Source organism: Photorhabdus laumondii subsp. laumondii, assembly GCF_003343245.1.
Classification (GTDB): domain Bacteria; phylum Pseudomonadota; class Gammaproteobacteria; order Enterobacterales; family Enterobacteriaceae; genus Photorhabdus; species Photorhabdus laumondii.
Map to the genome: position 1 here is coordinate 5,641,367 of NZ_CP024901.1, position 13,622 is coordinate 5,654,988.

At 38.8% G+C, this 13,622-nt stretch carries 12 protein-coding genes and 2 pseudogenes; 5 read left to right on the top strand and 9 right to left on the bottom strand.

Going from position 1 to position 13,622, the window contains the following annotated elements; all coding sequences use genetic code 11:
* Nucleotides 1-6: 6 nt before the first annotated feature.
* Together pyrE and rph are read right to left on the bottom strand one after the other, a co-directional pair.
* Nucleotides 7-648 (bottom strand): orotate phosphoribosyltransferase, encoded by a 642-nt coding sequence (gene pyrE, locus PluTT01m_RS25060; RefSeq protein ID WP_011148926.1) that lies wholly within the window; start codon nucleotides 646-648, stop codon nucleotides 7-9.
* A gap of 84 nt (nucleotides 649-732) precedes the next feature.
* Complete coding sequence (rph, locus tag PluTT01m_RS25065) at nucleotides 733-1,461, bottom strand: ribonuclease PH (RefSeq protein WP_011148927.1); 729 nt, start codon at nucleotides 1,459-1,461, stop codon at nucleotides 733-735.
* Nucleotides 1,462-1,587: 126 nt separating this feature from the next.
* Between rph and PluTT01m_RS25070 the strand changes: the two genes are divergently transcribed.
* A complete protein-coding gene (locus tag PluTT01m_RS25070; protein WP_011148928.1) occupies nucleotides 1,588-2,451 on the top strand; it encodes a YicC/YloC family endoribonuclease in 864 nt (287 codons plus the stop codon).
* Nucleotides 2,452-3,152: 701 nt separating this feature from the next.
* Here the strand turns inward: PluTT01m_RS25070 and tenpIN are convergent.
* Together tenpIN and PluTT01m_RS25080 are read right to left on the bottom strand one after the other, a co-directional pair.
* Nucleotides 3,153-3,584, bottom strand: a complete 432-nt coding sequence (gene tenpIN / locus PluTT01m_RS25075; protein WP_011148929.1) for a type III toxin-antitoxin system TenpIN family toxin — start codon at nucleotides 3,582-3,584, stop codon at nucleotides 3,153-3,155.
* A 227-nt stretch (nucleotides 3,585-3,811) separates the two neighbouring features.
* Entirely contained in the window at nucleotides 3,812-4,006 is a 195-nt protein-coding gene (locus tag PluTT01m_RS25080; RefSeq protein ID WP_011148930.1) for a hypothetical protein, read from the bottom strand.
* A gap of 488 nt (nucleotides 4,007-4,494) precedes the next feature.
* Between PluTT01m_RS25080 and PluTT01m_RS25085 the strand changes: the two genes are divergently transcribed.
* Together PluTT01m_RS25085 and PluTT01m_RS25090 are read left to right on the top strand one after the other, a co-directional pair.
* Nucleotides 4,495-5,676, top strand: a complete 1,182-nt coding sequence (locus PluTT01m_RS25085) for a reverse transcriptase family protein (RefSeq protein ID WP_011148932.1) — start codon at nucleotides 4,495-4,497, stop codon at nucleotides 5,674-5,676.
* A gap of 64 nt (nucleotides 5,677-5,740) precedes the next feature.
* On the top strand, nucleotides 5,741-6,193 hold the full coding sequence (locus tag PluTT01m_RS25090) for a retron Ec48 family effector membrane protein (protein WP_228956865.1): 453 nt from the start codon (nucleotides 5,741-5,743) through the stop codon (nucleotides 6,191-6,193).
* Nucleotides 6,194-6,904: 711 nt separating this feature from the next.
* Here PluTT01m_RS25090 and PluTT01m_RS25105 read toward each other — a convergent pair.
* The gene (locus PluTT01m_RS25105) at nucleotides 6,905-7,855 is read right to left on the bottom strand and encodes a hypothetical protein (protein WP_011148935.1); all 951 of its coding nucleotides are present in this window, start codon (nucleotides 7,853-7,855) and stop codon (nucleotides 6,905-6,907) included.
* A 252-nt stretch (nucleotides 7,856-8,107) separates the two neighbouring features.
* On the opposite strand from PluTT01m_RS25105, the pseudogene PluTT01m_RS28370 reads away from it, so the two are divergent.
* Nucleotides 8,108-8,215, top strand: a pseudogene (locus PluTT01m_RS28370) (DNA translocase FtsK); the annotation flags it as partial.
* Between the two features lie 166 nt (nucleotides 8,216-8,381).
* On the opposite strand, the gene fic reads toward PluTT01m_RS28370, so the two are convergent.
* The 4 genes and pseudogenes from fic to PluTT01m_RS25130 all read right to left on the bottom strand — a co-directional run bounded on the left by fic (nucleotide 8,382) and on the right by PluTT01m_RS25130 (nucleotide 12,159).
* Complete coding sequence (gene fic / locus PluTT01m_RS25115; protein ID WP_011148936.1) at nucleotides 8,382-9,491, bottom strand: protein adenylyltransferase Fic; 1,110 nt, start codon at nucleotides 9,489-9,491, stop codon at nucleotides 8,382-8,384.
* A 219-nt stretch (nucleotides 9,492-9,710) separates the two neighbouring features.
* Nucleotides 9,711-9,929 (bottom strand): annotated as a pseudogene (locus PluTT01m_RS25120) (MFS transporter); the annotation flags it as partial.
* A 44-nt stretch (nucleotides 9,930-9,973) separates the two neighbouring features.
* Complete coding sequence (locus PluTT01m_RS25125) at nucleotides 9,974-11,191, bottom strand: MFS transporter (RefSeq protein ID WP_011148938.1); 1,218 nt, start codon at nucleotides 11,189-11,191, stop codon at nucleotides 9,974-9,976.
* Nucleotides 11,192-11,238: 47 nt separating this feature from the next.
* Complete coding sequence (locus PluTT01m_RS25130; protein WP_011148939.1) at nucleotides 11,239-12,159, bottom strand: carbohydrate kinase family protein; 921 nt, start codon at nucleotides 12,157-12,159, stop codon at nucleotides 11,239-11,241.
* A gap of 514 nt (nucleotides 12,160-12,673) precedes the next feature.
* Here PluTT01m_RS25130 and PluTT01m_RS25135 point away from each other — a divergent pair.
* Nucleotides 12,674-13,537: a transferase gene (locus tag PluTT01m_RS25135; protein ID WP_228957222.1), complete on the top strand. Its 864-nt coding sequence runs from the start codon at nucleotides 12,674-12,676 to the stop codon at nucleotides 13,535-13,537.
* Nucleotides 13,538-13,622: the final 85 nt, after the last annotated feature.

Below are 13,622 nucleotides of genomic sequence, written 5' to 3' on the forward strand. Positions count from 1 at the left end.
TATCTATCAGATACCGTACTGCGCACGATAGGCTTTTACTGCATCCAGATGATCTTTCATCTCTGGCTGACCACTCAAATAATTAATCAAATCATTCAAAGTAATGATAGAAAACACTTTGCAACCATAATCCCTTTCCACTTCCTGAATTGCCGAGATTTCACCGTTCCCACGTTCCTGACGATCAAGACAAATCATCACGCCGGCAAGCGTCGCATTATGCTGCTTGATAATCTCCATCGATTCACGGATAGCTGTACCTGCGGTAATAACATCATCAACCAGAACAACATTGCCTTTAAGTGGGCTACCAACCAAAGTACCACCTTCGCCATGATCTTTAGCTTCCTTACGGTTAAAACAATATGGCATATCAATATCATGATGTTCTGCCAGTGCCACTGCCGTTGTTGTTGCAATTGGAATACCCTTGTAAGCGGGTCCGAATAACAAATCGCACTGAATACCGCTATCCAACAATGCTGCTGCATAAAAACGCCCGATTAACGCCAAATCACGCCCAGTATTAAATAGCCCGGCATTAAAAAAATACGGGCTTTTACGTCCTGATTTCAGGGTAAATTCCCCAAATTTCAGTACCTGTTTTTTTAGCGCAAGCTCGATAAATTCGCGCTGATAGGCTTTCATTGGTGTCTCTCCTCTTTTTGAGTCATAGTTATCGTCATACAACAGGCATAAAAAAGGCGACTATCATGTCGCCTGATCAACTTATTATTTTAATGCATTTTGTTTTAACGCATTTCTCTGCGCATCAAAAATATCCTCTAATCCTCCCTTGGCAAGAGCCAATAAGGATAACAACTCATCATGACTAAATGGCTCGCCTTCCGCAGTGCCTTGCACTTCAATCATCCGGCCATCTTCCATCATCACGACGTTCATATCAGTTTCAGCGGCGGAATCTTCCACATATTCCAGATCACAACGACCTTCACCATCCACAATGCCAACAGAGACCGCAGCAACCATTGATTTCAGAGGACTCTCTTTCAGCTTGCCTGCTTCAACTATTTTATTCAACGCATCAACTAGCGCGACACAAGCACCAGTAATAGAAGCGGTACGGGTACCGCCATCAGCCTGAATAACATCACAATCCAGTGTAATGGTGTATTCACCCAGTTTTTTTAAATCAACAGCGGCGCGCAGCGAACGGGCAATTAAACGCTGGATTTCCATCGTACGCCCGCCCTGTTTGCCTCTAGCTGCTTCACGAGCATTTCGGGTATGAGTAGACCGCGGTAACATGCCATATTCCGCCGTCACCCAGCCCTGCCCCTGACCTTTCAAGAAACGAGGAACCCCTTCTTCAACGGAGGCATTACATAACACTTTAGTATCGCCAAACTCTACTAGAACCGAACCTTCCGCGTGCTTAGTATAATGACGGGTTATCGTGATAGGACGCACTTGTTCTGCCGCTCTTCCTGTTGGGCGCATAGTGTTATCTCCGTTGTTAAATCATTATTGGGGGCGCATTATACGGCCTAACAGGGCTAATTCCTATCCTGCATCTACAACGAGCGTTATAATCTCTTAATCTTTTGTTTAAATTGGGAACGAATCATGATCCGTAGTATGACTGCTTTTGCACGGCGAGATATCAAAAGTGAATGGGGAAATGCGGCTTGGGAACTACGCTCCGTTAATCAGCGTTATTTAGAAACTTATATCCGCCTACCAGAACAATTCAGAAGCTTGGAACCGGTGATCCGTGAGCGCATTCGTTCCCGTCTGACTCGCGGAAAAGTTGAGTGCAACTTACGTTTTGAACTGGATTCACGCTCTCAAGGCGAACTTATCCTGAATGAAACTTTAGCAAAACAGCTAGTCAATGCGGCGAACTGGGTCAAACAACAGAGCAACGAAGGTGAAATCAACCCTGTTGATATTCTGCGTTGGCCTGGCGTTATGGCCGCAGAAGAGCAAGACCTGGATGCTATCAACACTCAATTGTTGCAAGAACTGGATACAACACTGGATGCCTTTATTCAAAGCCGTGAAGCCGAAGGCAACGCACTTAAAATTATGATTGAACAACGTTTGGACGCAGTAACCGAAGAAGTCGGTAAAGTTCGCCAACAAATGCCTGAAATCATGCAATGGCAGCGGGAACGCCTGCAAACCAAATTGGAAGAAGCGCAGGTACAGCTTGAAAATAACCGTCTTGAGCAAGAGTTAGTTTTACTGGCTCAACGCCTCGATGTGGCAGAAGAGTTAGATCGCCTTGATGCCCACACCAAAGAAACCCGTAATATTCTAAAGAAAAAAGAAGCCGTCGGCCGCCGACTGGATTTTATGATGCAGGAATTCAATCGCGAATCTAATACGCTTGCCTCCAAATCTATCAACGCCGATATCACTAACTCCGCTATTGAATTGAAAGTGCTAATCGAACAGATGAGGGAGCAGATTCAGAATATTGAGTAAAGTCCACTCAATTCTATCAATTACTATACAAGAAGCTGATACAAAAATAATTTTTACCGTGTTTTTGCGTCCAGGTTGCCTCGGTATCTTTTTGACAGCGCTTGTGCGCGCTCCAGTCATTAAGGGGTGACCTTTGCGTATCCGCTGATTTTCGTCGCGGGTATTATGTTGCTTACGCGTTGAGATCAACGTGGCATCAATAACCTGCCCGCGACAGGCAATAAATCCCTGAGCGGATAATTGGCGGTTAGCGTCTTCAAATAAAGCCTGAGCGCCATCTTTCCCGATACGCTGTTCAAAATGTCAAATGGTATTTCGGTCAGGAATATTATTGATGACATCGGCCAGACGACAGAAATGCTGCCAGCTAAGGCGATCACGATCAAGCAACTGATATTCCATCATTTCATCGGACAGATTTTAGAGGTTCTCTGTTCATGATTTAAGACGAGCTTGCCGTAGTCTACCTGCCTCTCTTTCGTTCCTTTTCATATGCCTTAATCACAAGCTCAAAGGTGTTGAAAGCATTTATGGCCAAATATGATTATTTTGAAGAAAGGAAAGAAGCTCATTTGAAAGTTGCTAAATTACTTGAATCCATTATTTAACCACTCGCATATAAAGCTGACTAGCTGAATTTACAGATAGCTTTGATTCAGCTAGAAATATGGGCAACTTAGCAATATTAATATAATTAGTGGCTATAAGCCCAAATCTCTATGGAAATACTGGAGTGTAGTAAATTTATAACAACGATCATCACCCTCACCAGTATTTATGTATTCAATGTATCCTTGAACATAAGCCCCAAATTCCACCTCGATCTTTTTTTCGTTTGCTTTTAACTTTTCATACTCTTTTTCCATTTTTAGCTTAAAAGCTTGTGGTTCTAGATCATCAACATCAATGAGTAAAGCTTTTGAGTAATCTAAGCCACTCCAGCATTTTTTTTCCTTTATGAAGATAGTCTTGAACCCATTAGGATGATTTAGATTACTTCGTAAAGGGACTGCGAATGTAAGTCCGTTTAAAGTAATCGATATAACGCCATACCCCCTATTTTTTTCTAAAACTTGCGGTCTATTTTCACAAAGCCTGTTGTAGACATCTTGTTTGATCTGGCGCAATATCATATTCTTATTCTCTATGCAAAAAAGCCCTCCAATGGAGGGCTTTCCGTGTAGATTAATCCAATGAGGTTGTTCTATTTAACGTGGGGATGCCTCTACCGCCACATAATCCAATGAGGTTGTTCTATTTAACGTGGGGATGCCTCTACCGCCACATAATCTACATAGTGGATTTTAATACAACTGATATACAATGTCAAGGGAGATTTAAATAGCAAACAGTAGCCCGTTCACCCCTTCGGCTCAATCCCTTGCTTACGAAGCTCTTTACGGGCGAGTTCTTTGAACCAGTTGCCCAAGCTGACACCTTCTTTTACCACAACTTCATCAAGCTGTTCACGTAGCTCAGGTGATATCCGTATCTGGAAAGTCGGAGATTTGCCTGCCGATGAAGATTTTTTCGTATCGCGTTTTATCGCTGACATGTACGTACCTTTTTGACTATGATGGCTTTTATAGGTACGTACCCTACCACAAAAGTATCTCATCACCAATCTCTCCCCTGAAAGGTATTAGCAGTACCAGACAGGGGCTAACTACACCGTTAGAGGACTAACGACATGGCTATTAGCAAATCTAGCAATTCCCGTCTTGAAGATCAGTTATTAGATACTGAATAAAAAAACTTTAAGAGCAATCCGATTTCTGGTAAAAGACTTTCGTGGGACTAAGACCTCACTTGATGAAAAAGGAAGCGTTAAAGCAAAAAGATCTGTCCTTAAGTCTAGGACGACCGAAAGGTCTTTCTGGGTGCACTCTGGCGAGCCATGCAAAAGCTAGACCACGGAGTACAGTACACAGTTGGAAAAAGTTAGTGAAGGTAGGGTGGATTTTATACTTTTGTGTTGCTTCCTTCGGATTCAACTGCCCTTCTTGGCCGTGAGGACGCTAACTTTTATCTAAGAAGGATTACATGCCAAAGGGTTTCTCGTTTAAGGATACTTTTACTCCCATTCAAAGAAAAGAAAGCTTAATCGGCTTGCTGGGGATAAAAGATATTGAAAAATTTGAAAGTCTGCTTAGAGATGGTGTTGAAAACGCATATTATATTAAGCCACCGATTAAGAAAAAAAACGGTGGTGAACGAATTGTTTATGCACCAAATCGAATGCTTAAATCAATTCTTCGAAAAATAAACAATAGAATATTTAATCAAATTAATTTCCCTGATTATTTGTATGGTTCAATACCAGACAAAGAAAACCCTCGCGATTACATTTTATGTGCTCATCAACATTGTAAAGCAAAAATTCTTATCAAACTTGATATTGAAAATTTTTTCCCTACAATGAAAACAAAATTTGTTTTCAATATATTCAAAGACTTATTTAAGTTTTCTGATGAAGTATCAAACATTTTAACAAAGCTTACTACGTATGATGGTTTTGTTCCACAAGGTGCCCCAACAAGTACTTATTTAGCAAACTTATATTTTTATGATTGTGAGCCAAATAAGGTAAATTACCTACGTAGTCTCGGTTTCAGATACACTCGTTTAATTGACGATATAACAGTATCTCGCTTAAAAAAAGAAGGTGATTGGAAATTTGTTGAAACTATCATTTCAGAATTTATAACGCAGAAAGAATTATCAGTGAATAAAGATAAGACTCAATTATTATCAGCTAATTCACCACAATCGTTTAAAGTACATGGACTATGTATAGAAGAAACAACTCCACGATTTACAAAGAATGAAAGAATAAATATAAAAACACAAGTAAAGCGAGTTGTAAAAACAGGATATAATCGTGATAATATCAGAATGCAGAAGAATTATCATGACGTCTATTTTTCTGTCAAAGGGAAAATCACTAAATTAAAACGAGTTAATTGTCCTGATTATCCTCTTCTAAAAAAATTGCTGGCAAAACATTGCGATCCCCTCCCAGAACATAAAGAAATAAAAAGAATTAATAGGGTGATATCTAACCTATCAAAAGATCATGCTACTTTTGGTAGCACTGAAAGATATAGAAGCCGTTATTTTCAAGTCATATTTCGCTTAGAAATTTTGAAGAAACTGTATCCTGTAGAGGCAAATGAGTTCAAAGCTCGTCTAAAATTAATAAGTCCAATTAAAAATGAAAATTAAAGCATCACTAACCAGCATAATATCATACATAATAATTTCACTTATTACAGTTTGCTTTTTCTCGATGATTTCTACGGCAATCATGGTTTTTTTGGATATTATCATCAAACGAGATTGGACATTTTGTTTCTCTGAAGAGTGTATTTTAACGGCAGAACAAATTTTCAAAACACCAATTTCTCTCTTGAAACAATCGCTGATATTTATACCTGTATTTGTTTTTTTTATAGGTCTATACAACTATAAACTTGCGATTATAAATACAAAAAATGATAACATATTAAACAAAGAACGAGATTTCTACGCCTATTTAAAAGAAAACCCAAGCGATAAAGAAGATCTATTGAAGGCATTAAACAAAAAGAAACTTTTTAATGCTCTATTCGATGATGAATTGAATTTTAATACCGGTGCAAAGGAAAAAATAGAATTATACATTAAAAATAGAAAATCTCATGGAGTAATAACCTTACTTGATGAAAATAAAAAAGAAGCCTATAAAAAAATATACTTATAATTCCATTATCCTTTGGCTTTACAATTGATGATGAATTAGATATAGAGCGTATGGATGAGATCGTTAACTCCATATGTGTAGAAGTAATCGAAATTATAGAAATTTGGTTCAGTATTACAATTAAAAAAGAATAGTAGTTTCAAAGCAAGGACTAACTTTCAGCATCTCCTTCGGAGATACTTTAAACTCTCCATTGTTTTTTCGCCCTTCGGTTGGAAAAATTAAAAGCAAAATCAACACCATGCATTGACATTATTTTACTCTGCCATATATACCCTATGGATTTCAAGTGCATCGCGACGGCAAGGGAACGAATCCCCGGGAACATGGACAACTATGTGATCGGGGTGAGTAAATGCAACCAACAAAGAGGTGACTTAAAAGATAACGGATATAAATGAAATGAGAATTATCGAAATGCTAAACTGGATGCCGAGTTTGTTCACATTATGCAGCGCCACAGATATACTGTAGAGACGTTGACTTACCGATGATTTGGGTGAATGCGCAGGAAATTATCGCATTCCACGATTGTATACTGCATCGTAATGGCATACATATCCTTAAATAACGACAATACACTGGAAAATCTGGCTGTAGATACCGCTACTAGTGAGAAAAGTGTTAGCCCGCTGGCACAGAATTTACGGAACGTTGGTAAAAAATACTAGCTCACTCAGCTAAGAACCCTGTTTTTCCCCATACTTAAATTTAAACTTTTCTTTTAGGAAGAGGATTATCTACATTAATATCAATGTAGTCTAAGTTATCAACATAGAAATTAACATACTCTTTATTATTGATTTTCGATCTAATTATTTCAGGCCGCCCATAAATGAAGACAAATGCTGTAGATTTTTGTGTCTGTATTATTTTTGACAACCTCTTGATGACAAGTTTTTTTACATGATATTTATCTATTAGCTTTTTGGATATAAAACAAGTTGTTTGTAGCAATTCACCATGTGAGTTTTTTATCTTTTTTTTAAATTTAATACGATATCCTTTACCTTCATACTTATCTATATAAGCCCAACCATAATATATAATCCCATACTCTGGCAACGAATCTATTTTCTGCTCCCAAATACATTTAAACACCCCAGAATATGGTATATCCATTCCAGATATATTCAATTTCCTATTTATTAACGTGTTATCCTTAATATACCTTATATAACGACTTACGATAGTTCTAACCGAGTAGACTTTCCCTATATTGCCGATTTCTTTCAGATTAAGAGCATGTGACTTTGATAGATATTTATTCCGCTTATTTCCATGATTTTTATTATCATCCTTCTTCTTAGATTCATAATAACTATCCGGGCGATGAAGTATAAAAGAATCAACTATCGACTGATCAAGTGTCTTTTTCTCTCCTTGCTTAGCATTTTCAATGACACTTAATATCTTAAGCGGAATTTTTCTCTCTATTTCACAATTAGGATGATGTTTACCATAAATGCGATAATGAGGAACTACACGCATGTTCTGCATATCTTCATCAAGATTCGCACAAGTAACCTGTGCAGAACAATCTTCGCCAGGACATATAAATAATTTTTTATTAGTAATTAATCCAGACCAATACAAATCATAAGCTCGATCAGGGTCGATATACTCATTTAATTCAATGCTATAAGCTACATCCAAAGACATATTTCATCACCATCGCACTATAATCATTCTGATAAGTTACCCCCAATAAGTTAAAAAAGCTATAGTGTTTCTCTTATCTGAAAAAGCTCCCCCCCCCCACTTCCCTAAGTACAAAAATAATGAATAATTAATAAATATCAATTAGTTATGCTATTAAAATTTACTATTGTCGCAGTAACTACTTATTTTTAAGGTCATGCCAGCGAAGTGGATATATGTATTGTAAGAAATTTTTAAGCGACACATTATTTTGTTGGCTATAACAGAGCCTTACGTATCATTGAACAGATGGAAACTGCTGATATCATCAGTATGCCGGAGAATAATGGCAACCGGAGAGTATTAGCCTCTCCATCATAAAAAAACAAAGAATAAGTCACTTCTGCAAATTACGTTTAGCTCTTTATCGTTGTATAGCCAGCAGTACTGCAACAATGAAAGCTAGCGGTTTTTACTACATCATGTTCGGCTTCAATTTTTACCAGTTATTCACAAAGATTTTTAATAAATTTGATGTAGACACTTTTCAAACTGTGTAATAACTCAATGTATTACTATCCTTAGTCATTAACTGTACCAGTTTAGGGTGAGCAAATAGCTTTTCTTTCCCAGCCTGAATTTCTCGTAATACTCCAATATCACACAACTGTTTTAAATAAACCGAAGCAGTTTGACGCTTAGCAATATCACTCTCAACCAAATTACTAATACGGCAATAAGGTTGTTCAAATATCACCTGCACCAGCTCATGGCTGTAAATTTTAGGCAAACCTTGTTTTATATACTCACTGGTATGTTCAATCAATTCTCTTACCGCAGCAATTTTATCCGTAGTCCATTTAGCAGTTTGCTCTACTGCGGTTAACATATAGATAATCCACTCTTCCCATTTGCCAGCAGCAGTAACTTGGGAAAGCAACCGATAATAATCACTCTTATGTTGTACAATGTAGCAAGTTAAATAAAGAATTGGTAATGTCAAAAGCTGCTGTTCAATAAGATAGAGAATATTAATGATACGACCAGTACGTCCATTGCCATCAGTAAATGGATGAATAGCCTCAAACTGGTAGTGAGCAATAGCCATTTTGATTAATGGGTCGATTCCATCTTCTGCATGAAGAAATTGCTCCCAATTGCTGAGTAAATCACGTATCTGAGATTCTCCCTCTGGCGGCGTATAAATAATCTCACCCGTTGCCTGATTACTCAGCGTTGTACCAGGAACTTTGCGAATATTCATATCAACAGCTTTTAGTCGGCTACAAACTTCAATCGCTGTATTCGTGCATAGTGGCCGCCGAGTTAATTGTATGAACCCTTCATAAAGTGCAGTGCGGTAGCGTAGTGCTTCTTTCGTTGCAGGATCAGCCAGACTGTCTTCTTGTGCATATTGGAACAGTTTGTCTGAAGTAGTAACAATATTTTCGATTTCTGAGCTGTCTTTTGCTTCCAGCAGCGGCAACAAGTTAATGAGTAACCCCTGATTAGGCGACAATTCACCAGCTTGCTTAAGCTCAGCCAGTGCAGCTCTGGCAGGTATACAGGCTTTTAATACCGCAATAGACTCCATCACCTTTACGGTTGGTGGCAATAAGGGAATAGCATTAAAAGGCGCATCGGGCTGCCATGTCATGTTTATATTTCCTATTTTTTTCGACACGTTGCGAGTATATGTTGACGGCATCGACACGTAAAAACTTCATGTCGATAAAACCGAAAAATTTCGACACGTGTTAGCGATATGTCGATGGAATCGACATGCGGAAACCGTGCGTCGAAAAAACAGGAAAATATCGACGTGTCATCAACAAACGTCGATATCATAATCCATCCCTCGCACCATAAAACAGAACTACTCAGCCACTAACCTAATCTTCGCTGCTCTCCATGCGGTAAACAGCGCCAGCAATGGTGCGATAGCAAATAACAAGAATAACCAGTATGCGGCAGAAGCTGTCCCCGTTACACCACCCGGTTCATTAAATCCTGAAAGGTTCACCACCATCCCCGCCAATGCAGCTCCAAAGGCAGTAGCGAAGAGCTGCACGGTTGTAATTGAAGCACCAGCAATTCACGGCGCTGCGCTTATCGCATAACTGGCAACATTAAGTCCGATTAAACTGCGCTGCTACTTTCTCGGCTGACTTCTCCGTTAAACATAAAAAACAGTGTGCCCGTCAGTAATATCAATCCACCCGATATCATTAAAAGAGATTGAATACTAATATAGTCAGCAATGGGGCCAAACAGCACCATACCTAATGGTAGAGAGCAAGACATAGCAATCTGAACTAAACTGAATACCCTGCCCATCATTTCAGGTTCGACTCTTTCCTGAAAAACCGCAGTTATCGGTGCATTAAAACAAGGTGTTACCATGCCCAAAAAGATATTGAGTACCAGATAAAACGGGAACCAATAGGCATTACCAAGAGCGATCATAAATATGCCAAACAACGCACAAGCTACTGCCGTTATACGCATTTTATTTTTATATTCACTCCAGAAAGAAATCAGCAATCCACCTAAAACCGCGCCAGCACTAAATGTCATTTCATTAATGGCTAAACGCCACGGCTCTTCCCCAAATGTCCTGTTAACTAATAAAGGTGTCAAAAATGCAGCCGGACTAACCAGAAAGCAGACACAAATCAGAAAAATCAAAAGATTTCTGATTAGTTTATTCTCTTGCAAATAACGGAAACCCGCTAAGATTGCCTGAAATTTATTATCCGGCATGGAGCCAGAAACAATTTTAGGAATAGGAATAAACGCAACAATACTAATGCCGATAATGGCAGTCGTTACATCCACTAAAAAAATATTCTCAATTGAAGTTTGAGAATATAAAAAGCCACTGATAGCAGGAGATGCCAACATCATCAGTGAAGTCAGAGAAGTATTAATACCATTGACCCGCAGCAATTTCTCTTTCGGCACGAGTTGCGGAATAATCGCATTAACAGCCGGCATTTGGATGCCCGTCCCGAACGAGCGGACAATCAGTGCGACAAATAACAGCTCAATGCTCTTAAATCCGAGCATAAAAGAGATTGCTAAACCAAGAGTGACTAATGCAATTAACGCATCAGAGGCAATACTGAGCCACTTACGGTTATAAGTATCTGCCCAAACACCGGCAAATAAAGAGATCAATACCTGAGGAAGAAATGCGCAGAGCACCGAAATAGCCAGCATTTCCCCCGATGAAGTACTTAGGGTGATATACCAGACGATAGAGAACTGGACAATGGAAGAACCTAGCAAAGAAATTGTTTGAGCTGATAAAAATAAAGCCGTTTTGCGTTTCCAACCTGGAAGTAATGCACTCATTTTAACTACGCCCCTTAAAACCTAAGAGGTGTAGTGCTTGAAAATAATTATTCAAACACAAACTCCTCTAGTTCTTTTATTGTCGGTGCACCAGCAGCACCAGAACGGTTGACGACAATAGCAGCAACACGATTGCCAAGTTCAACAGCATCTCTCAGCGACATTCCCTGCGATAATCCCGCCAGCATGCCACCACTATGGGCATCACCAGCACCGATGGTATCCACCACTTTTACTTTATAAGCAGCAACATATTCTGGCTTACGATCAGGCAGACATATCCATGTACCCTGTGAACCTAACCGGCAGATAATAGTGATTTTTCTTTCGCTGGAATAACGGCTAGCTTGGACGGCAGGATCACCTTCTCCACACAATATAGCAACTTCATCACGGTTCAGTGTCAGAATGGTCCGGTCAGCAGGTAATGCATCAAGGAAAGTGGGATCTATTTCTGGTAAACGCGGACCAAAATCCAGCAATAACGTCTGCCCGGATGGAGACGCCAGTAACCAGTCACATAAAATCGCCGTTGATTTACTCGCCATGACATAACCACTGGAGTAGATATACCCCCTTTCCGGCAAAACAATAGAAGAGAGCATTGCCGTACTCCAGTCAACTTCACAACCACTCACGGAGACAAAACTTCTTTCACCGTCCGGTTCAACCATTGCCAAACACCAACCATTATCAAGATATGGATTGGTCAATGTGACCTCAAGCCCAAGGTCCTGCATCTCTTTGGTTATCTGCTCCCCCCAGCATCCGTTACCAACCGGGATACCATTAATCACAGGGATTTGCAGGCGAACTAAAGCCCGAGCAACATTGAAACCTGAACCACCAATCTGCCGATCAATTTCTTTAGCTTCCTGATCTGCTCCACTACGAGGAAGTCTCGGCAAACTAAGAACAATATCTCCTGCCGCCGCAGCAATTACAGTAATCGGTAGTAAACCCGCCATCAGGCTCTCCTCTTACTGGCCTAAATATCAGCCATAGTCACATCAAATTGGAAAAGAAACAGATAAATCACTTAGGAAAGAAAACTTGCAGCAATAATTGAATTGCTGAATTCATATACATAATAAATACTTATACTTTAACATTAATCAGGTTCAATAAAAGTCAACCTGTATCAATTATGTGATACCAATGTGATTGATCTCCAATTTATCGGTCATAAGGCGATGACAATCCCTGTGTGAAATAGTGACACATAATCATTGTTATCAAGATATATGAAAACTCATGGAAAATATTGATGAATTCATAAAATTATCCTCATGAGGAGAGCTAAAACGAATGAATTATTTAAAGGAATACGAACATATTTACTTCCGGATTAACGATGTTGCACTTATTATGTGAATTCAAGTATGCTTGATAAATAAAAATTTAATTTAAATAATTAATAAAAGATAAAAAATTTATTTAATTAGCTCTTAGTAACAATTACTTAAAACATATTATCTCTTTATGTCTATAAATATTACTGCTATTCTACATAATTATAATTATCAACTCATGAAGCATTTATCAATCTTACGAATTACTTTTACCGGAAATCCTACTTTGAAAACACACATTATTATTCAATCTGCAAAACAACGACCTGATTTAAAAAATGCCACTGATGAGCTTATTTATAATAATTGGCCTTTGTTTATGCAGAACTCCCCAGTAACATATGAGCATTGGAATAAATTATTTAAATCAGATTTCAGCCGTTTTCAGCAATTTGCTATTTTGCAGCAAGGAGAAAAACAGCGATTAATTGGTGTTGCTAATTCAGTACCTTTCCCTTGGGAAGGCGATTCATTAGAACAACTGCCAGATAATGGTTGGGATGAAGTTTTCCGCAGAGGTATGTTTGCCCGTGGAAAAAAAGTAACAAAAATGTTGTCAGCACTGTCAGTAACAGTATCTCCTGAATTTCGTGGCAAGAATTTACCGGCATTACTCATTAGTAGCTTAAAACAAGCGGCTATTGAGGAGGGGTTAAAAGGGTTAGTTGTTCCTGTTAGGCCGACGTTAAAGCAAAACTATCCATTGCAGGATTTTGTACAATACTGTAGATGGAAAAATGACAACAATGAACCTTTTGATCCTTGGATTCGGACACCCTGGTGCCTGGGAGCGAAGATTATTCAACCGGCTATGCACTCAATGTCTATAAATGCCACGCTTGATAAATGGCAGGAATGGACAGGAATGAAATTTCTGCAAAGTGGGCAGTATATTATTCCTGGTGGTTTAGGGCCGCTAGTGGTGGATGTACAACAACAAATGGCTTATTACATTGAACCCAACCTATGGATGTTTCACAACTTGCATGCGTGATTTAGCATTATTAAGACAATCTCTGTTGATTTAAGATAAAAATAAACTTTTCACCTTAATCACAGCGGGGGGGAATATAGGCACT